Below are 21,871 nucleotides of genomic sequence, written 5' to 3'. Positions count from 1 at the left end.
CGGCGCCCGGGCCGCGCCGCGGGAGCGAGGGTGTGCCGCCACGCGGACGGGATGGCAGACTCCGGGGATGGTTGGGGAGCGGACGCACCACCTCGTGCTGTTCGGCGCGACCGGTTTCACCGGCGGGCTGACCGCCGAATACCTGGCCAGACACGCCCCCGCCGGGCTGCGGTGGGCGCTCGCGGGGCGCGACCCCGGGAAGGTGGCGACGGTACGTGAGCGGCTCGCCGGGATCGACCCGGCGCTGGCCGGGCTGCCGCTGCTGACCGCAGACGTGGCCGACGCCGACTCGTTGCGCGCGCTGGCGGAGAGCACCCGGGTGGTCGCCAGCACCGTCGGCCCGTTCATCCACCACGGGGAGCCGCTGGTCGCCGCGTGCGCCCGGGCCGGCACCGACTATCTGGACATCACCGGCGAGCCGGAGTTCGTCGACCTGATGTACCTGCGCCACCACGCCGAGGCCGTCCGCACCGGGGCGCGGCTGGTGCACGCCTGCGGCTTCGACTCGATCCCGCACGACCTGGGCGCCTGGTTCACCGTCCGGCACCTGCCCGCCGACGCGGCGATCACGGTCGACGGCTTCGTCCGGGCCGGCGGACGATTCTCGGCCGGCACGTACCATTCGGCGCTCACCGCCTTCTCCCGCGCCGCCCACGCGAGCCGGGCCGCGCGCGAGCGCCGCGCGGTCGAGCCGCGGCCGGCGGACCGGCGGGTCCGGGCGGTGGCGGGTCGCCTCGCCCGCTCGGCGGAGCTGGGCATGTGGACGGTGCCGCTGCCCACGATCGATCCGCACGTCGTCCGCCGCTCCGCGGCCGCGTGCCCGGAGTACGGGCCGGACTTCCGCTACCGGCACTTCGCCGCGGTGCGGCGGCTGCCCACCGTGCTGGCCGCCGCGGCCGGGCTCGGCGCCCTGGCCGGCCTGGTCAGGGTGCCACCCGCCCGACGCTGGCTGCTCGGCCGGCTCGCCTCCGGCCAGGGGCCGACGCCGCAGCAGCGGTCGCGGTCGTGGTTCCGGGTCCGGTTCGTCGGGGCGGGCGGCGGGCGGCGGGTGCACACCGAGGTGTCCGGCGGCGACCCCGGCTACGACGAGACGGCGAAGATGCTCGCCGAGTCGGCGCTCTGCCTGGCCCTGGACGACCTGCCGCCGACCGCCGGGCAGGTCACCCCGGTGACCGCGATGGGCGAGGCGCTGCTCGGCCGGCTCACCCGGGCCGGCATCACGTTCCGGGTGCTGGACGGCCCGGCGGGGCGGGCTTGACCCTCGACCAGGTCGAGACGACAGGGTCTCCGGTCGTGGAGAGCGAGCTGCGCAGCATCGGCGAGCTGGCCCGGGCCAGCGGCCTGACGGTCAGCGCCCTGCGGTTCTACGACTCGGCCGGGGTGCTGGTGCCCGCCCACGTGGACCCGGTGACCGGCTACCGCTGGTACACCGACGACCAGGTGGCGCCGGCCCGGCTGGTCGCCGGCCTGCGACGGGTCGGCATGCCGGTCGCCGAGATCGCCGCCGCGGTGCGGGCCGAGCCGGCCGCCGTGCACCGGCTGCTGGACGCGCACCTGCGCCGGCTGGAGGACGGCCTCGCCGACGCCCGCCGCGAGCTCTCCCGGATCCGTACCCTGCTCGGCCCCGAGGAGCCCGCGATGACCACCCGCCTCGTGCTGTCCCGCGTCGACCTGGCCCGCGCCATCGACGCCGTCCGCTTCGCCGTCGGCACCGACCCGGACCTGCCGGTGCTCACCGGCGTGCTGTTCGACGTCGAGCCGGACGGCGTCCGGGTGGTCGCCACCGACCGGCACCGCCTCGCGCTGGCCCGGGTCGGCGCCGCCCAGGTGGACGGGCCGCCGACCCGGGCTCTCGCCCCGGCCGGTTTCGTCGACGACGTCCGCGCCCTGCTGGACACCGGCGCCGGGATCGCCCCGGAGGCCCACCTGACCGTCGAGGGCACCCGGATCGCGGTCTCGGTCGCCGGCCGGGTGGTCAGCGCCGACGCGCTGCCGTACGACTTCCCCGACTACCAGCGGCTGCTGCCGCGCACCGGCGGTGAGCCGCCGGCCCACCGGTTCCCGATCGACGCCGACGCGCTGCGGACCGCGCTGCGCGCGCCCGACGCCCCCACGCTGCATCGGGAGCACGACGGGCGCAGCTACGTGGTGACGGTGCTCGGCGCCGACGACCGGGGGCTGCGGGTGATCGGCCCGGACGACGCGACGGCCGGGGTACGCGTCGGAGTGGACGCCCGCTACCTGCTCGATGCGCTCGACGCCGCCGGCGACGGGCAGTTGGTGCTGGAACTGGACGGCCCCATCGCCCCGCTGGCGATCCGCGGCTCGGCCGACGGGGACGCCTACTCCATCCTCATGCCGATCCGGCTCTGACCCTGGGTGTCCCGCGAATCGTGGGAGGAGGTCGAGCCGTCTCCTTCCACGTTCGCGGGGCGCCGGACGGCAGGCGACGGTGCGTCGGTGGGGCGGAAGGGCGCGACGGTAGCATCTGGGGGTCCACCAGACTCCCGGACGGAGGCGTACGGAGCAGCATGCTCGACATGGAGTTGATCCGGAAGGATCGCGAGGCGGTGGCGACCGCGCTGGCGAAGCGACTGGATCCCGCCGAGGTCAACCGGGCCCTGGACGAGATCCAGCGGCTCGACCAGGAGCGTCGCGCCCTGATTACGGAGATCGACGCCGAGCGGCAGCGCCGCAAGGCGGAGGCGCGGGCGTACGCGGAGGCGAAGCGGGCCGGCGTAGAGCCGCAGGTCACCGCGCCAGAGGCCGAGCGCAAGCAGCTCGCCGAACTGGAGTCCGAGCTGGACGGGGTGCAGGCCCGGCTGCGCAGCACCATGAGCGAGCTGCCCAACCTGCCCGCCGCCGACGTCGTCGCCGGTGGCAAGGAGGCGAACCGGGTCGTCCGGACCTTCGGCGAGCCGCCGGCCATCGAGAAGATCCGCGACCACGTGGAGCTGAGCCGCGCGCTCGGCCTGGTCGACCACGAGCGGGGCGTCAAGCTCGGCGGCTCCGGCTTCTGGATGTACACCGGCCTGGGCGCCCGGCTCGAGTGGGCGCTGGTCAACTGGCTCATCGAGCAGAACATCACGGCCGGCTACGAGTTCCTGCTCCCGCCGCACCTGCTGCTGGACAGCGCCGGTTTCGCGGCCGGGCAGTTCCCGAAGTTCTACGACGACGTCTACCACCTGGACAGGCAGTCGGCCCCGCGCGGCCAGTTCCTGCTGCCCACCGCGGAGACGGCGATCCTCGGCGCGTTCCAGGACGAGATCCTGGAGACCGCGCGGCTGCCGCTGAAGGCGTTCGCGTACACGCCGTGCTACCGGCGCGAGGCCGCCGGCTCGCACTCCGACGAGCGCGGCACGGTGCGCGGGCACCAGTTCAACAAGGTGGAGATCTTCCAGTTCACCCTGCCCGAGCAGGCGGACGCCGCGCTGGAGTCGATGGTCGGCCACGTGGAGGGCCTGGTCGGGAAGTTGGGCCTGCACTTCCAGACCAGCCTGCTCGCAGCCGGCGACTCCAGCGCCGCGATGCGGAAGACCTTCGACGTCGAGGTCTGGATGCCGAGCACCGGCAAGTACAAGGAGGTGTCGTCGGTCTCCTGGGGCGGCGACTACCAGGCCCGCCGGGCGGCCATCCGCTACCGGGAGCCGGGCGGCAAGCAGACCCGGTTCGTGCACACGCTCAACGGTTCGGCGCTGGCCACCAGCCGGCTCTTCCCGGCCATCCTGGAGCAGTTCCAGCAGCCCGACGGCACCGTGCTGGTGCCGGAGGTGCTCCGCGACAAGCTGGGCACCGACCGCCTCACCCCGCTGGGCTGACCCCACTCCCCTGCTCGTCGATCATGCAGTTGTGGTGCCTGGAAGGTGGACTCACCCCCTTTGTTCACCACCACGACTGCATGATCGTCGCGTCGAGTGGCGGTTACGGCGGGACAGGGCGGCGGCGAGGAGCAGTGCGGCCAGCACCGCCGTGACGGGCGCCGGGCCGAGCGCGTCCAGGGTCGCGGCCAGGGCTCGCTGGCCTCGGGTCGCGGCGAGCACCACCGGGTCGCTCAGGGCGTCGCGGCGGCCGGCGGCGAGCCGCGCCTCGTACCAGCCGTACCAGGCCACGTAGCCGCCGGCGGCCACCAGCACCACCCCGCTGAGCCGGGGCACCAGCGCGCCGGCGCCGCGCAGCCGGGTCACCAGCCCGTCGCGCACCAGCGCCACGCCGAGTGCGGCCACCGCGACCACCAGACCCATCCCCAGCGCGTACGCCCCGAACAGCGCGAGCCCCCGCAGGGCCGACCCGGCCTGGAGGCTCGTCACCACGATCGCCAGGAACGGGGCGATGGCGCAGCCCAGCGAGGCGACCGCGTACGCCGCGCCGAAGAGCACCATGGACGCCCACGAGCGGGTGAGCCGGGGCGCCCGGGCGAACCGGCCCGGTGCGGGCAGCCGCCGACCGGCGAGCAGCCAGCCCCCGGCGACCACGAGCACCAGCCCCAGCACGACGGTGAACCACGGCAGTCGGGGCCGCAGCCATCCGGCGAGCGGGGCGAGCGCCAGGCCGAAGGCGCCGAAGACCAGCACGTACCCCAGCGTCAGCCCGGTGGCCGCGGTGAGCGCGCGGCCCACCGCGCCCCGGGTGTGCGGCGCCCCGGCCACCAGCAGCGACAGGTACGCCGGCAGCATCGCGAAGCCGCACGGGTTGACCGCGCCGAGCATTCCGGCGGTCAGCGCGAGCAGCAGCCCGGTCGTCATCAGCCGGCCAGCGCGGCGAGCCGCGCGGTGAGCGCCTCGCCGTCGAGGAAGCCCCGGTGGACCACCCTCCCGTCCCGGTCGATGATCACGAAGGTGCTCTGCTCGACCACCTCGAAGCGTCTCCAGACCTTCCCGGCCCGGTCGTCGAGCTGCGGCACCCCGGCCAGCTCGAACTCGGTGACGAAGTCGCGCATCGCCCGCTGCTCGCCGAGTCCGGCGACGCCCACGACCGGCACGCGGTCCCGGTACGCCGGCGCGACCTCGGCGACCGTCCACGCCTGGCTCGCGCAGGTGGCGCACCACGGGGCCCAGAACCAGAGGACGACCGGCCGGCCCGTGAGGCCGGCGCCGGAGAAGGGCGCGCCGTCGAGCGTGGTGGCGGTGAAGTCGAGGGTGTCCGGCACCCGGACCGCCGCCGGCGTCCCGGACGCGGCCCCGGATGCGGGCGCGGGCGCGGGCCCGGACGCCGGCGCGACCGGCGGTGCGGCGATCGCCCCGGGCTCACCGCCGCCGGCACAGGACGTCATGGCCGCCAGCAGCGCGAGCAGGGCGATCCCCGCGGCGACGCCCCGCACCCGGGCCGCGGCGCGACCCGACGCCGGGACGCGCGCGATGCCCCGCACCCCGGCCGACGTGCGACCTGATGCCGGGACGCGCGGCAGCCGGGCCGCGTCGCCGGCCGACGCCCGGGCCGGCTCCCCGCTGTCCACCGACCACATCGGCGGCTCCCTTCGTCGCGGCCGTCACTCGGCCTTGGCCAGCCGCAGGGCCAGCTCGGGACAGACCTTGACCGCCTTCATCGCGCCCTGGCGCAGCCACGTCGGCACCGGGGTCGGCGGGAAGGCCGGGTAGCCGTTGGCGTCCAGCCGGATGAAGTCCGGCACCACGTGCGCGCAGAGCCCGTGCCCGTCACAGCGGGACCAGTCGAGGGTGAGCTTCTGCGGGTCCGGGTCGGGCGCGCCGGGCAGTCCCAGCACGCCCTTGACCCGCCGGCCGCAGCCCTCGCCGGTCGAGTGCAGGCGCAGGTCCTCCACGAAGACCTCGATCGCGGAGAGCGCGAACCGGGCCGTACCGTCGGGGTGGCTGCACGCCCCGCGGCCCTTCACCTCGCCGGCGGCGGCCCGCACGACGTCGGCGGGCCGGCTGCCGGCGACCGCGAGGTCCACGGCTCGGGCCAGATCCGGCAGGCCCATCCTGCACGGCCCGCACTGGCCGGCGGACTCGCCGGCGAGGTAGCGCACCACCTGGGCGGCCTCGCCGAGCGGGCAGGTGTCGGCGCCGAGCGGGATCATGATGCCGGCCCCCAGCGTGCCGCCGACCGCGGCCAGCCCCTTGCGGGAGATCTCCGCCCGGTCCGCCGCCTCCGCGGTGATCCACTTTCCGTGGTAGCCGCCGGTCAGGATGCCGGGGCCGTCGGGCACCTCGCAGAGGTCGAGGATGTCGCGCAGCGGCGTGCCGCCCGCGCACTCGACGACCGCCGGCCGGCCGGCCGCGCCGGTGACGGTGAGCAGCACGGTGCCCGGCTCGTCGTCGGTGCCGACGGCGGCGTACTCGTACGGGCCGAGCCGGGCGGCCACGGCCAGTTGGGCGAACGTCTCCGCGTTCGACAGGAGAGTGGGCAGCCCGCCGACGCCGGAGTCGCTGGAGCGCTTCTTGGTGCCGGGCGGGATGTGCGGCAGCCCGTTGATCCCGTTGACCAGTGCGCCGCCCTCGCCGGAGATGAACCGGTGCGGGACGGTGACGATGGTGGCCGGCACCGGCATCCGGCGCTCCGCGAGCGCCTCCGTCAGCGACTCGCGCCCCACGACGTCGTCGGTCACGCCGATCACGATCTCTTCGGCGTCCAGCGCGTACGCGGCCAGTGCCGCGCCGTCCAGGATCAGGTGCGGGGCCCGGGTCAGCAGCACCTTGTCCTTCCAGCTGCCCGGCTCCCCCTCGGTGGCGTTGACCACCACCACCGCGCTCAGGTCCTGCCGCTCGCAGGACTCCAGTACCGCGCGCAGCTTCCGGGCGAACGGGAAGCCCGCCCCGCCCTTGCCCTTGAGCTGTATCCCCTCGGCGAGCCGGAGCAGGCTGGCCGGCTCCATCGGGCCCACCGGCCCGTGCACCTGCTCGTGCGCGGCCAGGTCCAGCCGACCGAACTCGGCGAAGCCGGCGGTCAGCCGGGGCTCACCGACGCAGGCGACCGGCGGGACCGTCGTCCGCATCACTTCGCCTCACCCCGCAGCCCGGCCCAGTACGCCCCGTCCACCGCGTCCGCGTTGGCGTTGGCCCGCTTGCGGCGGCCGGACCGGCCCTCCCCGGAGGCCTTTCGCGCCCGGCGGGAGGCCAGGTCGACCAGGGTCGGGGTGTCGTCGACCGGCACCGGCGGCTCCTCCGGCGCGTACCGGGCCGGCGGACGCCAGTAGTCCGGCTCCTCCGGCACGTCCTCCTCGACGCTGTGCCGGCCACCGCCGCTGCGCGGCTCCGCCGAGATCGGCGTACCGGAGATCGGCGTGCCGGAGACCGGGCCGGCGGAGACGGGTCCGGCCGAGATCGGCTCGGCGGCCTCCCAGCGGCGCGGGCTGGTCCACGGCTCCTCCGGCTGGTCGACCCGCCGGCGCGGGGCCGGGTACCGGGCGCCGGCGTCGACCTCGTCCTCCGCGCGGCGACGCCGCCGGCTCGACCCGGGGGACCGGCTCCCGGTCCGCTCGTCGGCGGCCGGCTGCGTCTCCTCCACCCGGCCGCGCCGGGATCGACCCGACGCCGGTTCCTCGGCGCGGCGACGCCGCGATCGCGTCGTCTCCACCTCCGGCTCCTCGTCCCGGTACCGGGCGGACCGGGACGCCGCCGGTGCGGCCTCCGCCGTCCGGCTCCGGCTGGTACGCCGGGCGGCCCGCTCCTCGTCCCGCTCGCGGCGGCCGGGCCGCACCGGTTCGCGGAGGGTGCCCGGCTCCGGCACCACCGGCACGGTGAACCGCTCCGGATCGCGCCGCCGCCCGCCCGCCGGCACGGAGAGCTCCGCGGTGGTCCGCGCCCACTCGGCCTCGCGGCGCTCCCGGGCGGCCTGAGCGGCACGCTTGGCGTCGCCGCGGCGCACCAGCCCGGCCAGCAGCGACCGTCCCTGGCCCTCCTCGGCCGGTCGGGCGAGGAGGGCCTGGTTCATCGCGGCGGCCTGGTGCTGCTCCCGGCTGCGCCGGCCCACGGTCACCGAGAGGCGGACCAGCAGCGCCAACACCACCAGCAGCAGGCAGGCCAGGTAGCTCAGCATGACCCAGGACTTCGCCGGGCGGCCGGCGTACAGGCCGTGCACCAGGGCGAAGGGCCAGGCGAGGTACGCCAGGGAGTGCAGCGCCCGCCAGAGCCACTTCGGACCGACGCCGGCGAACCGGGCCCGGATGATGCCGGTCCAGAGCACGCTGACCATCAGCAGGGCGGCCACCGTGCCGAGCCCGACGTAGAGCCCTCGGCCGCCGACGAAGGGCACCACGGCGTCCGTGCTCGCCGCCCGGCCCGTGGCCACCTTGGTGAGCACGTGGAACAGGAGGCCGACGACGCCGAGGACACCGGTCGCCCGGTGCGCGGACTGGAGCAGCACCCGGTGCCGGATCAGCAGGACCAGCCGGTCGGTGGCGAGCAGGCCCAGCATGACGGTGAGGCTCAGCGCGACCAGGGTGACCACGCCGGCGAAGAACTCGGTGAAGAAGAAGCCGTACGCGTACGCCCGCTGGCCGGCGCCGGTGAGCATCACGGCGGCCCATGCCGCGGCGAGCGCGGAGAAGATCAGTGCGGCCATCGCAGGCCGGGACCGGCCGCGTACCCCCCGGCTGCTCTCGCTGGTCCGGACGGTCGTCGCCCTCTGGTTCTGCTTAGCCCGGGCCATCTGCTCCTCGATCGTCTAGCGGCGGCGTACCGCCGGCCGACCCGCTCCCCCATCGAGTACGGAGCGGCGCCGCGGGCGGATCACCGGAGGCGCAGAAATTTCGCCGCCGGATCGAACCGCCGGACGCCGCCGCGCGTGTGGGCCGCCGCCCCGCCGAACGCCCCGCCGGCCGCCTGCCGGCCGCCCGCCGACTGGCCGGGAGGCCGGCCGCGGGACGACCCGTCGGTGGCCGCCGACGCCAGACAGCGATGCATGTCCATGCGTTGACAGTCACTGCAACGCGCTTGTAACCTTTCCGAAAATTTCAGCCCGCTGCTGCAAGATTCCGGCAGTCGAGGCGCCCGCCCCCGCTGCGCCACCGTCGTCCCCCCGCCCCCGTCAGGAGCCCCGATGCATCGACGCCGATGCCGCGCGGCGATCCTCGCCGCCGGCCTGCTCGCCAGCCTGATCGTCCCGACCGCCGCCACGGCACCCCCGGCCGCGGCGGCCCCCAGCGGCACCAAGAAGGTCATCGTCCAGCTCTTCGAGTGGAACTGGCCGTCGGTCGCCGCCGAGTGCCAGAGCACCCTCGGCCCGAAGGGCTACGGCTACGTCCAGGTCTCCCCGCCCCAGGAGCACGTCCGCGGCGCCCAGTGGTGGGTGGCGTACCAGCCGGTCAGCTACCGGATCGAGTCACGCAAGGGCACCCGCGCCCAGTTCCAGTCCATGGTGAACACCTGCCACGCCGCCGGCGTGAAGGTGATCGTCGACGCGGTGGTCAACCACATGTCCGGGCAGGACGCCGGCGGCACCGGATGGGCGGGCTCGACCTACGGGCACTACGACTACCCGGGCAGCTACCAGTCCCAGGACTTCCACCACTGCGGCCGGAACGGCAACGACGACATCGTCAACTACCACGACCGGTACGAGGTGCAGAACTGCGAACTGGTCAATCTCGCCGACCTGCGGACGGAGTCCGACTACGTGCGGGGTCGGCTCGCCGCGTACCTCAACGACCTGCTCGCGCTCGGTGTCGACGGGTTCCGGATGGACGCGAGCAAGCACATGCCGGCCGCCGACATCGCGGCCATCCGGGCGCGGCTCTCCCGCCCGGCGTACCTCGTGCAGGAGGTCATCCACGGCGCGGGCGAGCCGATCCAGCCGACCGAGTACACCGGCAACGGGGACGTGCACGAGTTCCGCTACGGCAAGGACCTGGCCCGGGTGTTCCGTTCCGAGCGGCTGGCGTACCTGCGCAACTTCGGTGAGGGCTGGGGTCACCTGCCGAGCGGCCCGGCGGCGGTCTTCGTGGACAACCACGACACCCAGCGCGACGGTGGCGTGCTGACCTACCGCGACCGGGGGATCTACGCGCTGGCCAACGCCTTCATGCTGGCCTGGCCGTACGGCTCCCCCACCGTGATGTCGAGCTACACCTTCGGCAACCGCGACCAGGGCCCGCCCTCGGACGGCGGCAACAAGACGCTGAACACCACCTGCTACTCCGGCTGGGAATGCGAACACCGCTGGCCGGTGATCGCCAACATGGTCGGGTTCCGCAACGCCACCGAGGGCGCCGGCGTCGCCAACTGGTACGACAACGGCAACAACCACATCGCGTTCAGCCGGGCCGGGAAGGGCTACCTCACCGTCAACGACGAGGACCAGGCGATCACCGGGCGGTCGTACTACACCGGCCTGCCCGCCGGCCGCTACTGCGACGTCATCCACGGCACCTTCGGAAACGGCTCGTGCAGCGGGCCAGTGATCACGGTGGACGGCAACGGCTGGTTCACGGCGAACGTCCCGGCGCACGACGCGGTCGCCATCCACGTCGGCGCCCGCCTCTGACCGGTTGATCAAGAGGTTTGCGTCAGGAACCGGGCGGAGACTGACGCAAACCTCCGGAAGTGGCGGCGTGGGTGTTTTGTGAACCGGGGGATGTGGGGCGTCTGACACCTCTAGAGTGAATTCGTGCCGTTTGACCGAAAGATTGCTCCGGGTCGGGGCCGGTGGCTCGCCGCCGGTCTCGGCGTACCGGCGCTGTTGGTGGCCGCGTTCCTCACCGGCCAGACCCTGACCCCGAGCCCGGGACCGGCGGCCCGGCAGGCGGCGCCGCCCACCCCGTCGCAGCCGGCACCCACGGACGCCGAGCAGGCGACGGACGAGACCGTCCCGCCGGCCGCGCCGGCTCCGCCGGGCCTGCCGGTGGTCACGTACGACCCCGCACCCCGCGGCTTCCCGGCCGATCCGGCCACCATGGACACCACCCCGCTGACCGAGGGGCTGCACCCGACGCGGCGGATCGCCGCCTACAACGCCCCTGGCGGGAAACCGTTGGCCTTCCTCGCCCCGACCATCAGCGGCGTGGAGCTGACCATGCCGATCGCCGAGCGGCGAGCGGGCTGGACGGCGGTGCTGCTGCCGTCGGCCAACCGCCGGCTCGCCTGGGTCCCGCCCGGCGGGTACGACACGGTCGACCTGCGGGACCAGATCGTGGTGGAGCGCCGCCTGCACCGGCTGACCTGGTACCGGGACGGCGCCGCGGTCCGCTCCTGGGCGATCAGCCTGGGCCAGCGTGGGCAGGAGACGCCGCTCGGCCGCACGTTCATCCTCGGCCGCACCCCACCACCGCAGGACGTCTACGGCGGCGTGGACATCTTCGCGCTCGGCTCGGTGCCGGACGACCCGAACTCGGTGCCGACCGGGCTGCGCGGGGCGCACATCGGCCTGCACAGCTGGTACCACGACGGAGAGCTGGGCAAGAACACGACCAACGGCTGCATCCGGCTGACCCGCACCGGCCAACGGGAACTGCTGGCCGAGGTGCGGACCGGCAGCAGCGTGGTGGTCGTCGAGCAGCTGCCGGAGCCGCCGCCCACCGCCTGAGTCCTCAGTCGCCGAGCAGCCAGCCGTTCTGCTCGGCGATCCGGACGGCCTCCGCGCGGTTGCGGGCGCCCGTCTTGCCGATGACCGCGGAGAGGTGGTTACGCACCGTCCCCTCGGACAGGTGGAGGACGCCCGCCAGGTCGGCGACGGTCCCGCCGGCCCGGGCCGCCCGCAACACCTCGGTCTCCCGCTCGGTCAGCGGGCTCGCCCCGGTGGCGAGCGTCTCCGCGGCGAGCGTCGGGTCGACCACCCGCAGGCCGGCATGCACCCGCCGGACCGCCTCGGCGAGCTGCCGGGCCGGGGTGTCCTTCACCACGAAGCCGTTCGCGCCGGCCTCCATCGCCCGACGCAGGTAGCCGGGCCGGCCGAAGGTGGTGACCACCAGCACCCGGCAGGCGGGCTGCGCCGCCCGCAGTGCGGTGGTCGCGGCGATGCCGTCCAGGCCGGGCATCTCCACGTCGAGCAACGCGACGTCCGGGTTGGTGCGCCGGGCCTCGGGCACCACCTCGTCGCCCCGGCCGACCTCGGCCACCACGGTGAGGTCCGGCTCCAGCGAGAGCAGCGCGGCCAGCGCGCCCCGCACCAGCGCCTGGTCGTCGGCGAGCAGCAGTCGGATCGGCGGGCCCGCGCTCACCGCGGACCCGCCGGCAGGCCCACGCGGAGCAGGAAACCGGGGCCGTCCGGGCGGCGGCCGACGGTCACCGTCGCTTCCAGCCGCTCCGCCCGCTCCCGCAGGCCGACGAGCCCGTGCCCGGCCGCCGACGGGTCCGGCGCCGGCCCCCGGCCGTCGTCGCTGATCTCCACCGCGTCCGCACCGACCCGGATCGTGCAGCGCCGCGCCCCGCTGTGCCGGACCACGTTGGTCACCCCTTCCCGTACCGCCCACCCGAAGAGCTGGTCCCGTTCCGCCGGCAGTTCCGGCAGGTCGTCGGGCAGCAGAGCGGTGATCCCCGCCGCGGCCAGCGCCGAGCGGGCGCCGGCCAACTCCTCGGCCAGGCGCACCCCCCGGTACGCCCCGACGGTCTGCCGCACATCGGCCAGCGCCGTCCGGGCCAGCCGCTCGACCTCGGCGATCTCGGTCGCCGCCCGGGTCGGGTCGACCTCCATCAGCCGGCCGGCCAGCTCGGCCTTGATCGCCACCACGGTGAGCGAGTGGCCGAGGATGTCGTGCAGGTCTCGCGCGGCCCGGGCCCGTTCCTCCGCGACCGCCAGCCGGTGGATCTCCCGCTGGGCCGCCTGGAGCTCGCTGTTGCGCTGCGCCAGCCGGGCGAACCCGAACATCGCGAACGAGGCGAGCAGGACGGCGAACGTGACGGTGCTCTCCGCCTCCCAGGCCGGCACCAGCAGGGCCCCGACCAGCGGGGTGATCGCGGCGAGCACCACGACCGCCAGCGCCCACCCGCCCGGCAGCAGCAGCACCGCCGCCGCGGCGACGAAGACCAGCGTCGTCAGCCAGTCCCCGCCGGTGCCGGGGATGCCGGCCAGGCCGAGCGCCAGCAACAGCAGCAACGCGCCGACCGCCCGACCGCCCGGAATCGGGCGACCGGCCTGGCGCAGCGCCCGCACCCACTGGAAGACCACCACGTACGTCACGCCGAAGGCGGCCACCGTGCCGACCCCGACTGCCCGGCGCCAGGGCTCGGGCTGGTGCAGCGCGGTGGCCACCGGAATGTTGAGGAAGAAGAGCCAGACCGCGGCGAGCAGCCAGCCGGTGACCCGCCATCGGCGACTCACCGGCTGGGGCTGACCCGCCGTGGCGACGTCCATCGGGTCCACGCTAGCCGTCGGCCCGATCAGACCCGCGCGGTGTCCCGGCGGAACAGCCGGGTCGCGGCGACCGCGAAGAGGACCGTCCAGCCCACCAGGTTGGCGAGCGCCCCCATGCTCACGCCGTCGCCGGTCAGCGGGGCGCGGGCCAGTTCGCCGATGCCGTACACCGGGGTGAAGCGGGCGATGTCGGCGATGACGTCGGGCAGCACCTCGACCGGGACGAAGAGCCCGCCGAACATGGCCAGCACGGCCAGGATCGGCCCGATGAACTGCATGACGTTCTCGGCCGGCACGAGGTAGCCGATGAAGAGGCCGAAGGCGGCGAAGACCAGCGAGCCGAGCCAGGCGGCGACCCCGCTCAGCAGCCACACGTCGGCGGAGAGCCGGACGCCGGCGGCGGCGCCGACGGCGAACTCGACGCAGACCGCGACCAGGCCGAGGGTCATCGCCGTGGCGACCTTGGTGGCGACGTACGCGGTCGGGCGCAGCGGGGTGAGCCGCAGCTGGCGGCTCCAGCCCAGCGCCCGCTCGGTGGCGACCGCCGCGCCCGCGCTGGTGGTGGCCACCATCGCCGCGTAGACGGCCAGGCTGACCATGACGTACGCGATCACCGGTCGACCGTTGTCCAGCTGCTGCCCGCGCTCTGGCAGGCCGAAGATGAGGAAGAAGACGGCCGGCATGATCAGCGTGAACGCGAGCGTACGGCGGTTGCGCAGCACCCGACGCAGCTCGATGCCGAGCACGGCCGCGGCGAAGCCGCCCAGCGCGGGCGGACGGCGGTCGGCGATCGCGGGGTCGGCGGCTGCCGGCAGGGTGGTGGTCATCGTCAGGCTCCGGTCCGGTCGGTGGTGAGGGCGAGGAAGGCGTCCTCGAGATTGCGGGAGGTGATCTCGATGTCCCGGGCCGCAGTCCGGGTGAGCAGGTGCCGGGCGACCTCGTCCGAGTCGGCGGTGCGCACCAGCACGCTGTCGCCGCGGACCTCGACCGCGTCGACGCCGGGCAGCGCGGCGAGCGCGGCCTGGTCGGCGTCGGGCAGGGTCGCCCGGACCAGCCGGCCGGCGGCCAGGTTCTTGATCTCGGCGGTGGTGCCGTCGGCGACGATCCGACCCTGCCGGACCAGCACGATCCGGTCGGCGTACGCGTCGGCCTCGTCGAGGTAGTGGGTGGCGAAGATGACCGTGCGTCCGGCCCGGGCGTCGCGCCGCAGCGCCTGCCAGAACTCGCGGCGGCCCTCGACGTCCATGCCGGTGGTCGGCTCGTCGAGCACCATCAGGTCCGGGTCGGGCAGCAGGGCCAGCGCGAACCGGAGCCGCTGCTGCTGGCCGCCGGAGCAGCGGCCGACCACCCGGTCGGCGAGGTCGGCGATCCCGGCCCGCTCCAGCACCTCCTCGGCGGGGCGGCTGTGCCGGTAGAAGTTGGCGGTCAGCCGCACCGTCTCGCCGACGGTCAGGTCCTTGAGCAGCCCGCCGGTCTGGAGCACCGCGGCCACCCGCCCACGGGCGATCGCGTCCGTCGGGCTGCCACCGAGGATCCGCACCGAGCCGGCGTCCGGGCGGGCCAGGCCGAGGAGCATGTCGATGGTGGTGGTCTTGCCGGCGCCGTTCGGGCCGAGGAAGGCGACCACCTCGCCGGGCGCCACCCGCAGGCTCAGCCCGTCGACCGCGGTGACCGCGCCGAAGGTCTTGGTGAGGCCGCTCAGCTCCACGGCCGGATGCGTACTGGTCATGACAGGAATGCTCCGGCGTAGCCGGGTCGGCTACCCGGAGCGCCCGTCACGTTCCGGCCGTGACATTTGTCAGGGGCGGGGGCGGCGCGCCGCCTCCGGCAGGATTCCCCTCCCGCCAGCCGGGTAACCGCCGGTTCCGCACGCCGCGACACCGGGGAGGAACGGCTGATGAGCAGCGCACCGCAGGCAGACGTCGACACGGTCGTCCTGATCCACGGGCTGTGGATGACCACGCACAGCTGGGAACGGTGGGTCGACCGGTACTCCGCGCGCGGCCTGCGGGTGCTCACCCCCGCCTGGCCGGGGATGGACGCCAGCGTCCAGCAGCTCCGCGACGATCCCACCCCCATCGCGAACCAGCGCGTCGCCGACATCGTCGACCACTACGAGGGCATCATCCGCGGGCTGCCCCGACCACCGATCATCATGGGCCACTCCTTCGGCGGGCTCTTCACCCAGCTCCTGGTCGACCGCGGGCTCGGCGCGGCGGCGGTGGGCATCCACCCGGCGCAGATCAAGGGCGTGCTCAAGCTGCCGCTCAGCACCCTGCGCTCCTCGTTCTCCATCCTGCGCAGCCCGGCCAACCGGCACAAGGCGGTGCCGTTCACGCAGGACGACTTCCACTACGCGTTCGGCAACACGATGAGCCGGGCCGACTCCGACCGGGCCTGGCAGCGCTACGCCGTGCCTGGCGCCGGGCACCTGCTCTTCGAGGCCGCCTTCGCCAACCTCGATCCCCGCGCGTCCACGGAGGTCGACACCCGCCGCGACGACCGGGCCCCGCTGCTGTTGATCGCCGGTGGCGCCGACCACGTGGTACCGCCCGGGGTGGTCCGCAGCAACGCCGCGCTCTACACGAAGTCGCGGGCGCTGACCGCGTACCACGAGTTCCCCGGCCGGTCCCACTTCACAGTCGGGCAGGACGGCTGGGAGGAGGTCGCCGACTACGCGCTGAACTGGGCGCTGGAGGCCGCCGCGATTCCCCGCAAGGAGACCATCGCGAGCGAGAACCCCCGCCGCTGACCCGCGCCGGACCACCGGGCCCGAGGGGGCCGAACCGTGACGTTCGACCCTGGCATGGCGGGACGCTCAGGGGGTACCACGGAGCTATGAGGGCGAGTTTCCGGCTCGGCCGGATCGCGGGCGTACCCGTCGGGGTCAACTGGAGCGTCCTGGTCATCTTCGCGTTGATCGCGTGGGGGCTGGCGGCCAACCAGTTCCCCCGCTCCTACCCCGACCGCCCGGTCATCCTGTACGTCCTGTCCGGGCTGGTCGCCGCCGTGGTCTTCTTCCTCGGCCTGCTGGCCCACGAGGTCTCGCACGCGATCGTCGCCAAGCGCAACGGGCTGGAGGTCGGCGGCATCACGCTGTGGCTCTTCGGCGGGGTGGCCGAACTGCGCGGCGAGGCGAAGGACCCGGGCGCGGAGCTGCGCATCGCCGGCATCGGCCCGCTGGTGAGCGCCTGCATCGGGCTGGTCTTCGGCGCGTTCGCGATCATCCTCGCCCAGGTCGACTACCGCGGGTTGCTGCTCGGCGTCCTGGCCTGGCTGGCCGGCATCAACATCCTGCTGGCCGTCTTCAACGTGCTGCCCGCCGCGCCGCTCGACGGCGGGCGGCTGCTGCGCGCGGGGGTCTGGCGGTGGACCGGGGACCGGACGAAGGCGACCGTGGTGGCGTCCCGGGCCGGCTGGGTGCTCGGTGCGCTGCTGATCGGCCTGGGCCTCTGGCAGTTCCTGGCCGGCGTCGGGGTCGGCGGGCTGTGGCTGGCCCTGATCGGGTGGTTCCTGATCGGCGCGGCCGGGATGGAGGAGCGGCAGGCCCGGATGGGCAGCGCGCTGCGCGGCGTCCGGGTGGCCGACGTGATGACCCCGCAGCCGCAGACCGCGTCGGCGGAGATGACCGTCGCCGACTTCGTCGACCACTACCTGTTCGCGTACCGGCACTCGGCCCTGCCGCTGACCGAGGACGGGCACCCGATCGGCCTGGTCACCCTGGACCGGGTGCGCGGCATCCCGGCGGACCGCCGGGGCGAGACCCGGCTCGCCGAGGTGGCCTGCCGGGCCGAAGACCTCGTGCTCGCGGCCCCCGACGAGCAGCTGAACGATCTGCTTCCCCGGCTCAGCCAGTGCGCCGACGGGCGCGCGCTGGTGGTGACCGACGGCCGCCTGGTCGGCATCGTCTCACCGAGCGACATCAGCCGCGCCGTCCAACGCGGCAGCCTCCGCGACCAGTTGACCCCCAGCCACCCCTAGCGGGCGCGAGCGCGGGTCAGCGGGGGAAGGCGCGGTCCAGCAGGTCGGTGCGGAACTTTCCGGCGGGGTCCAGCTCGGCGAGGAGGGCGCGGAAGTCAGCGTACCGGGGCCAGACCGCGGCTATCGCCTCCGCATCCAGGCCGAACACCTTGCCCCAGTGCGGGCGCGGCGCGAACGGGGCGAGCCTCCGCTCCACCTCGGCCACCACGGGGGCCACCGCGGCCTCGTCGCCGATCCAGGTGAAGTGGACGGCCAGGGTGTCCCGCCGGTGGTTCGGGCTCAGCCACAGCCCGTCGGCGGCCACCGCGCGCAGCTCACAGACCTGCAGCACGGCCGCGATCCGGTCGGCCATCGGGTCCAGCGCGGCCAGAGCGTCGACGGCCGACTCGCGCGGCAGGTGGTACTCCGACTGGAGTTCGTCGCCGCTGCTCGGCGTGAAGCCCAGGCGGAAGTGCGGCAGCCGCTCGTGCCACGGCCCGGGTTCGCCGAACTGGGGTGTGCAGTTCTCCGCCGGCATGCCCGGCACCGGATGCTGCGGGGCGTCGGCCGCCGTCGTACCCAGCCAGCCGGGCGGCGGCGCGGGCTCGTCGGCCCGCTGCTTGCGCCACACCTGGCCGATCCGGGGCGAGCGCCAGTCGGTGAAGAGGCTGACGCTGTACGCCGAGCCGAACGCGGCGTCCAACTCCTCGCGCGGCAGGCCGAGCTGGACGTACTGCCGGACGTCGAACGCCGGCACCAGGTCGAGGGTGACCCGGGTGACCACGCCAAGAGCGCCGAGGGCGACCACCATGCCGGCGAAGGTGTCCCCGTCGGCGTCCCGGTCCACCCGCAGCAGGTCGCCGTCGGCGGTCACCAGCTCCAGCGCGGCGACCGCGGTGGCCAGGTTGCCGTTGGCCTCGCCCGAGCCGTGGGTGCCGGTGGCGATGGCGCCGGCCACCGAGATGTGCGGCAGCGACGCGAGGTTGGCCAGGGCGCACCCCTGGGTGTGCAGGCGGGTGGCGACGTCCCCGTACCGGAGGGCGGCGGCGACGGTGACGGTCCGCCGCTCCCGGTCGACGGTGACCTCCGGCGGCAACCCGGCCAGGGTGACCAGGTCACCCGTCGTGTCGCCGAGCCGGTTGAAGGAGTGCCCGGTGCCCACGGCGCGGATCCGCTCACTGCCCGCGACCAGCCGCCGCAGCTCGTCGACGCTGGCCGGCCGGTGGAACCGCTGGGCGGAGTACCGCACGTTCCCGGCCCAGTTCCGCCGTGGCACCCCGACGTCGCCGCCGGGGACGGCGGTCTCCGGCGCGACCGGTGCGCTGTCGTGGGCGGTGGGTCCGGCGTTGCCCGGGGGCGTGTGGTCGTCGGTGGTGGTCACGTGGTCGGCTCCCGGTCGGTCGAGGGGTTGTCGGCCAGCGCGTCGCTCAGCGCGCCCAGCGCCTCGTCGACCTCGAGCTGGGCGTAGCCACGCTGGGCGACGGTCAGTCCGGCCGCCCGGGCCTGCTCGATCTTGTCCCGGGCCGCCTGCCGCTCGGGCACACCGCCCCACGCCAGCGCCTCCTGACCGCGGCGGACGAGCCGGTCGACCTGGTCCATCCGGTAGCCGCGCAGTCCGACGGTGAAATCCTCCACCGCGAAGGCGGCCCGGCGCTTCCCGACGGCGTCGAGGAACCGCTCGCCGGCGAACCGGGTGAGCGCGGCCGCCACCTCCTCCGGCCTCTCCCGCACCTGGCCGAGGTCGAGCAGGTCCACCGCCGGCCGGCGGTCCACCGGGAGCCGCGCGGTCGTCGGCAGGCCGACGGTGACACCCCGCGCGGGCACCAGGAGCAGGCGGGGCGGGAAGGGTCGACCGTCGACCGGCGGTGACTGGTCGAGCACGAGCGCGTCGACCTCCGCCCACGAGATCTGCCGGCGCAACCCGGGCCGTCGTACGGTCAGGCCGTCCGGGCCGATGCCGAACGTGAACGGGCGCAGCGCCCGGACCAGCACGACGCCGCCCAACACGATGACGCCCACCGCGACGACGGTGCGCAGCACCGAACCCTCGCTGGGCAGCGCCAGCAGCAGGACCCCCGCCAGTACGCACACCAGGGGCAGCACGAGTGATCCTCGGCTCCGGCGAAGCTCCACGTCCTGACCCCCGTCTCTGTCCGTGATCGTCGGTGCCAGCATCCTCCGACAGACCTCGCGCCGGCCGGCACCGGACGATCGGACACGGTTGCCCGCGGCGTCGGGGGGAACCCTACGCCCATGAGCACCTACCGAGATCCCGCCCCACGAGGCGACGTCTTCCCGTCCGAGGAGGAGATCGACCCGACCGGCACCGGCGTGGAGCCGGCGAGCGGGCCGGCCGGGCCGTACGCCTCCTCGCCCGGTCCCCGACCAACTCCGGCGCCCCCGCCGGCCCCGACCCCGGTGCCCACCCCGGGCCCGCCGCCCCGCGCCGTCGGCGGCCGGTCGATCGTCACCCGGCACCTGGACGGGTCGGTGGAGGTGGTCACCGACCTCGACGGCGACGGTGTGGCCGACGTCGTGCAGGTCGACCTGGACGGCGACGGGGTGCCCGACCTCACCTACCTCGACCGGGACCGCGACGGACGGCTGGACACCGTGCTGCGCGACCCCGGCCCGGTCCGCTGAACCCACCGGCGCCGGTCCGCGATGGCGGTCGGCCGGCGGGAGCCGGGCCGCCGGCGCCGACCCGCGCCGGCGGTCCGACCGGAGCACGGCCGGCGCCGGCCGGCCGTGCGACGGGCTCAGAGCTTCGGCATCACCTCGGCCGCGACCAGCTCAAGGTGATCCAGGTCGGCGAGGTCGAGCACCTGAAGGTAGAGCCGCTCGCTGCCGATCGCCGCGTACCGCCCGATCTTGTCGACAATCTCGGCCGGGGTGCCGGTCAGGCCGTTGGCCCGCAGTTCGTCCGGTTCCCGGCCGATCGCGGCGGCCCGCCGGTCCACCTCGGCGTCGCCGCGGCCACAGCAGAGCACCAGCGCGTTCGACCACCGGAGCCCGGACGGGTCGCGCCCGATCTCGGCGCACGCCTCCCGCACCCGGTCGAACTGCGTGGCGGAGTCCTCCACCGAGGCGAAGGGAAGATTGAACTCGTCGGCGTACCGGGCGGCGAGGCGCGGGGTGCGCTTCGGGCCCGTCCCGCCGAGCAGGATCGGCGGGCGCGGGTCCTGCACCGGCTTCGGCAGCGCGGGCGAGTCGGTCACCGGGTAGTACCGGCCGGCGAAGTGGAAGGTCTCCCCCCGCGGCGTCGCCCACAGCCCGGTGATGACCGCGAGCTGCTCCTCCAGCCGGTCGAACCGCTCCGCCAGCGAGGGGAACGGGATCCCGTACGCGGTGTGCTCCTCGGCGAACCAGCCGGCGCCGATGCCCAGCTCGACCCGGCCCCCGCTCATCTGGTCGACCTGGGCCACGGTGATCGCCAGGGGACCGGGCAGCCGGAAGGTCGCGGCGGTCATCAACGTGCCGAGCCGGATCCGGCTGGTGTCCCGGGCCAGGCCGGCCAGGGTGGTCCACGCGTCGGTGGGGCCGGGCTCGCCGCTCACCCCGCCCATCTTGAGGTAGTGGTCGGAGCGGAAGAACGCGCCGTAGCCGGCGTCCTCGGCGCAGCGGGCCACGCCGAGCAGCTCGTCGTAGCTGGCGCCCTGCTGGGGTTCGGTGAAGATCCGCAGTTCCATGCCCCGAGCATATGGAGCCCTCGCGGGCACATCGGGGGGACAGGGCCGCTTCCCCACCAGCGCACGTGACCTGGGGCGCATGCCTTGACAAGCATATGAACCGACCGGCATATTGGGCAGGTGGCCGCCGTCGACGCCTTCACCGTCCTCGCCGAGCCGACCCGCCGCCGGATCCTCGACCGGCTCCGGCACGGCGAGAGCAGCGTGAACGAACTGGTCGACACCCTGGGGGTCAGTCAGCCGGCGGTCTCCAAACACCTGCGGGTGCTCCGCGAGGCCGGCTTCGTCAGCTGCCGCACGGCCGCCCAGCAGCGCATCTACCGCATCGAGCTACGCCCGTTGCAGGCCGTGGACAGGTGGCTCGACCCGTACCGGCGGCTCTGGACCCGCCACCTGGACGCCCTGGAACGGCACCTCGACAGTCAGGAGCAGTGATGGACCGCGACAAGTTCCGCCCGAGCCCGCCCTCTCAGGTGAGCTGCGAGACCACCGACCAGGGCGCCGCCCTGGTGCTGGTCCGCGTCCTGAGGCATCCGCCGGCCACCGTCTGGGCCGCGCTGACCGACCCGGCGAGGCTCGCCGAGTGGGCGCCGTTCCTCACCGACCGGGATCTCGGCTCGCCCGGCCCCGCCGTGCTCACCCTGGTCGACGGCGAGACCCGCGAGGAGCACCCGGCGACGGTACGCCGGGCCGAGCCGCCGCACCTGCTGGAGTACACCTGGGGCGACGACCTGCTGCGATGGGAGCTGGACCCCACCGTCGGCGGGACCCGGCTCACGCTGCGGCACACCACGGCCGACCCGGGCGTCGTGCCGAGCGTCGCGGCCGGCTGGCACCTCTGCTTCGACGTGGCCGACCACCTGCTCGACGGCGACCCGGTCGGCCCGATCCGCGGCGCGGAGGCGAAGGAGTTCGGCTGGCCGGAGCTGCGCCACGCGTACGCCCAACGCCTCGGCCTGGACTGAGCCGGCCGGTGGCGG

At 74.8% G+C, this 21,871-nt stretch carries 21 protein-coding genes; 10 read left to right on the top strand and 11 right to left on the bottom strand.

From position 1 onward, the window contains the following. Positions 1 to 67 precede the first annotated feature (67 nt). The 3 genes from O7603_RS28615 (at position 68) to serS (ending at position 3,818) form a co-directional block, all read left to right on the top strand. Entirely contained in the window at positions 68 to 1,258 is a 1,191-nt protein-coding gene (locus O7603_RS28615; RefSeq protein ID WP_281572829.1) for a saccharopine dehydrogenase NADP-binding domain-containing protein, read from the top strand. 47 nt (positions 1,259 to 1,305) lie between these two features. Next, positions 1,306 to 2,373, top strand: a complete 1,068-nt coding sequence (locus tag O7603_RS28610) for a MerR family transcriptional regulator (RefSeq protein ID WP_281576848.1) — start codon at positions 1,306 to 1,308, stop codon at positions 2,371 to 2,373. Positions 2,374 to 2,531: 158 nt separating this feature from the next. Next, complete coding sequence (gene serS, locus O7603_RS28605) at positions 2,532 to 3,818, top strand: serine--tRNA ligase (protein ID WP_281572828.1); 1,287 nt, start codon at positions 2,532 to 2,534, stop codon at positions 3,816 to 3,818. A 51-nt stretch (positions 3,819 to 3,869) separates the two neighbouring features. Here the strand turns inward: serS and O7603_RS28600 are convergent, their stop codons facing one another. Genes O7603_RS28600 through O7603_RS28585 form a run of 4 tightly spaced genes read right to left on the bottom strand, consistent with a single transcriptional unit; the run spans position 3,870 to position 8,517 of the window. Further along, on the bottom strand, positions 3,870 to 4,742 hold the full coding sequence (locus tag O7603_RS28600; RefSeq protein WP_281572827.1) for a cytochrome c biogenesis protein CcdA: 873 nt from the start codon (positions 4,740 to 4,742) through the stop codon (positions 3,870 to 3,872). Next, on the bottom strand, positions 4,742 to 5,461 hold the full coding sequence (locus O7603_RS28595; RefSeq protein ID WP_281572826.1) for a redoxin domain-containing protein: 720 nt from the start codon (positions 5,459 to 5,461) through the stop codon (positions 4,742 to 4,744). Before O7603_RS28595 ends, O7603_RS28600 begins: the two co-directional genes overlap by 1 nt. A 24-nt stretch (positions 5,462 to 5,485) precedes the next feature. Then, positions 5,486 to 6,949, bottom strand: a complete 1,464-nt coding sequence (locus tag O7603_RS28590) for an NADH-quinone oxidoreductase subunit NuoF family protein (RefSeq protein WP_281572825.1) — start codon at positions 6,947 to 6,949, stop codon at positions 5,486 to 5,488. Next, the gene (locus O7603_RS28585; protein ID WP_281572824.1) at positions 6,949 to 8,517 is read right to left on the bottom strand and encodes a hypothetical protein; all 1,569 of its coding nucleotides are present in this window, start codon (positions 8,515 to 8,517) and stop codon (positions 6,949 to 6,951) included. Before O7603_RS28585 ends, O7603_RS28590 begins: the two co-directional genes overlap by 1 nt. Positions 8,518 to 8,994: 477 nt before the next feature. Here O7603_RS28585 and O7603_RS28580 point away from each other — a divergent pair, with 477 nt between their 5' ends. Both O7603_RS28580 and O7603_RS28575 read left to right on the top strand, forming a co-directional pair. Beyond that, on the top strand, positions 8,995 to 10,437 hold the full coding sequence (locus O7603_RS28580) for an alpha-amylase family protein (RefSeq protein WP_281572823.1): 1,443 nt from the start codon (positions 8,995 to 8,997) through the stop codon (positions 10,435 to 10,437). Between the two features lie 123 nt (positions 10,438 to 10,560). Beyond that, positions 10,561 to 11,475 carry a L,D-transpeptidase gene (locus O7603_RS28575; RefSeq protein WP_281572822.1) on the top strand — a complete coding sequence of 305 codons (915 nt, stop codon included), beginning with the start codon at positions 10,561 to 10,563 and terminating at the stop codon, positions 11,473 to 11,475. 4 nt (positions 11,476 to 11,479) lie between these two features. Here O7603_RS28575 and O7603_RS28570 read toward each other — a convergent pair whose 3' ends face one another. From O7603_RS28570 to O7603_RS28555, 4 genes are read right to left on the bottom strand one after another with little or no spacing between them, the layout of a single operon-like run. Continuing rightward, positions 11,480 to 12,109, bottom strand: a complete 630-nt coding sequence (locus tag O7603_RS28570; protein ID WP_281572821.1) for a response regulator transcription factor — start codon at positions 12,107 to 12,109, stop codon at positions 11,480 to 11,482. Beyond that, complete coding sequence (locus O7603_RS28565) at positions 12,106 to 13,242, bottom strand: histidine kinase (protein ID WP_281572820.1); 1,137 nt, start codon at positions 13,240 to 13,242, stop codon at positions 12,106 to 12,108. Before O7603_RS28565 ends, O7603_RS28570 begins: the two co-directional genes overlap by 4 nt. 26 nt (positions 13,243 to 13,268) lie before the next feature. Further along, positions 13,269 to 14,069, bottom strand: a complete 801-nt coding sequence (locus O7603_RS28560) for an ABC transporter permease (protein WP_281572819.1) — start codon at positions 14,067 to 14,069, stop codon at positions 13,269 to 13,271. A 2-nt stretch (positions 14,070 to 14,071) separates the two neighbouring features. After that, the gene (locus O7603_RS28555; RefSeq protein ID WP_281572818.1) at positions 14,072 to 14,971 is read right to left on the bottom strand and encodes an ABC transporter ATP-binding protein; all 900 of its coding nucleotides are present in this window, start codon (positions 14,969 to 14,971) and stop codon (positions 14,072 to 14,074) included. Positions 14,972 to 15,139: 168 nt separating this feature from the next. On the opposite strand from O7603_RS28555, the gene O7603_RS28550 reads away from it, so the two are divergent. Further along, the gene (locus O7603_RS28550; protein ID WP_281572817.1) at positions 15,140 to 15,994 is read left to right on the top strand and encodes an alpha/beta fold hydrolase; all 855 of its coding nucleotides are present in this window, start codon (positions 15,140 to 15,142) and stop codon (positions 15,992 to 15,994) included. An 86-nt stretch (positions 15,995 to 16,080) separates the two neighbouring features. Continuing rightward, positions 16,081 to 17,223 carry a site-2 protease family protein gene (locus tag O7603_RS28545; RefSeq protein WP_281572816.1) on the top strand — a complete coding sequence of 381 codons (1,143 nt, stop codon included), beginning with the start codon at positions 16,081 to 16,083 and terminating at the stop codon, positions 17,221 to 17,223. A 16-nt stretch (positions 17,224 to 17,239) separates the two neighbouring features. On the opposite strand, the gene O7603_RS28540 is transcribed toward O7603_RS28545, so the two are convergent. After that, a complete protein-coding gene (locus O7603_RS28540; RefSeq protein WP_281576847.1) occupies positions 17,240 to 18,478 on the bottom strand; it encodes a D-arabinono-1,4-lactone oxidase in 1,239 nt (412 codons plus the stop codon). A 101-nt stretch (positions 18,479 to 18,579) separates the two neighbouring features. Beyond that, entirely contained in the window at positions 18,580 to 19,305 is a 726-nt protein-coding gene (locus O7603_RS28535) for a hypothetical protein (protein WP_281572815.1), read from the bottom strand. 150 nt (positions 19,306 to 19,455) lie between these two features. Here O7603_RS28535 and O7603_RS28530 point away from each other — a divergent pair, with 150 nt between their 5' ends. Further along, on the top strand, positions 19,456 to 19,845 hold the full coding sequence (locus O7603_RS28530) for a hypothetical protein (RefSeq protein ID WP_281572814.1): 390 nt from the start codon (positions 19,456 to 19,458) through the stop codon (positions 19,843 to 19,845). A 116-nt stretch (positions 19,846 to 19,961) separates the two neighbouring features. Here the strand turns inward: O7603_RS28530 and O7603_RS28525 are convergent, their stop codons facing one another. Continuing rightward, positions 19,962 to 20,891, bottom strand: a complete 930-nt coding sequence (locus tag O7603_RS28525; RefSeq protein ID WP_281572813.1) for an LLM class F420-dependent oxidoreductase — start codon at positions 20,889 to 20,891, stop codon at positions 19,962 to 19,964. Between the two features lie 120 nt (positions 20,892 to 21,011). On the opposite strand from O7603_RS28525, the gene O7603_RS28520 reads away from it, so the two are divergent. Further along, complete coding sequence (locus O7603_RS28520; protein WP_281572812.1) at positions 21,012 to 21,326, top strand: metalloregulator ArsR/SmtB family transcription factor; 315 nt, start codon at positions 21,012 to 21,014, stop codon at positions 21,324 to 21,326. After that, positions 21,326 to 21,856, top strand: coding sequence for an SRPBCC family protein (locus O7603_RS28515; RefSeq protein WP_281572811.1), 531 nt, complete (start codon positions 21,326 to 21,328; stop codon positions 21,854 to 21,856). Before O7603_RS28520 ends, O7603_RS28515 begins: the two co-directional genes overlap by 1 nt. Positions 21,857 to 21,871 lie beyond the last annotated feature (15 nt).

It is taken from the genome of Micromonospora sp. WMMD812 (assembly GCF_027497215.1).
GTDB lineage: Bacteria > Actinomycetota > Actinomycetes > Mycobacteriales > Micromonosporaceae > Micromonospora.
Note: the sequence above shows the minus strand (reverse complement) of the source record. Positions and strands in the feature narration are given on the sequence as shown.

Excerpts from the sequence above, each read along its gene's own strand:
- O7603_RS28550 (WP_281572817.1), top strand. The coding sequence starts at position 15,140 with ATGAGCAGCGCACCGCAGGCAGACGTCGACACGGTCGTCCTGATCCAC.
- O7603_RS28525 (WP_281572813.1), bottom strand. The coding sequence starts at position 20,891 with ATGGAACTGCGGATCTTCACCGAACCCCAGCAGGGCGCCAGCTACGAC.
- serS (WP_281572828.1), top strand. The coding sequence starts at position 2,532 with ATGCTCGACATGGAGTTGATCCGGAAGGATCGCGAGGCGGTGGCGACC.
- O7603_RS28555 (WP_281572818.1), bottom strand. The coding sequence starts at position 14,971 with ATGACCAGTACGCATCCGGCCGTGGAGCTGAGCGGCCTCACCAAGACC.
- O7603_RS28580 (WP_281572823.1), top strand. The coding sequence starts at position 8,995 with ATGCATCGACGCCGATGCCGCGCGGCGATCCTCGCCGCCGGCCTGCTC.
- O7603_RS28560 (WP_281572819.1), bottom strand. The coding sequence starts at position 14,069 with ATGACCACCACCCTGCCGGCAGCCGCCGACCCCGCGATCGCCGACCGC.
- O7603_RS28590 (WP_281572825.1), bottom strand. The coding sequence starts at position 6,949 with ATGCGGACGACGGTCCCGCCGGTCGCCTGCGTCGGTGAGCCCCGGCTG.
- O7603_RS28545 (WP_281572816.1), top strand. The coding sequence starts at position 16,081 with ATGAGGGCGAGTTTCCGGCTCGGCCGGATCGCGGGCGTACCCGTCGGG.
- O7603_RS28615 (WP_281572829.1), top strand. The coding sequence starts at position 68 with ATGGTTGGGGAGCGGACGCACCACCTCGTGCTGTTCGGCGCGACCGGT.
- O7603_RS28585 (WP_281572824.1), bottom strand. The coding sequence starts at position 8,517 with ATGGCCGCACTGATCTTCTCCGCGCTCGCCGCGGCATGGGCCGCCGTG.
- O7603_RS28565 (WP_281572820.1), bottom strand. The coding sequence starts at position 13,242 with ATGGACGTCGCCACGGCGGGTCAGCCCCAGCCGGTGAGTCGCCGATGG.
- O7603_RS28530 (WP_281572814.1), top strand. The coding sequence starts at position 19,456 with ATGAGCACCTACCGAGATCCCGCCCCACGAGGCGACGTCTTCCCGTCC.
- O7603_RS28595 (WP_281572826.1), bottom strand. The coding sequence starts at position 5,461 with ATGTGGTCGGTGGACAGCGGGGAGCCGGCCCGGGCGTCGGCCGGCGAC.
- O7603_RS28600 (WP_281572827.1), bottom strand. The coding sequence starts at position 4,742 with ATGACGACCGGGCTGCTGCTCGCGCTGACCGCCGGAATGCTCGGCGCG.
- O7603_RS28515 (WP_281572811.1), top strand. The coding sequence starts at position 21,326 with ATGGACCGCGACAAGTTCCGCCCGAGCCCGCCCTCTCAGGTGAGCTGC.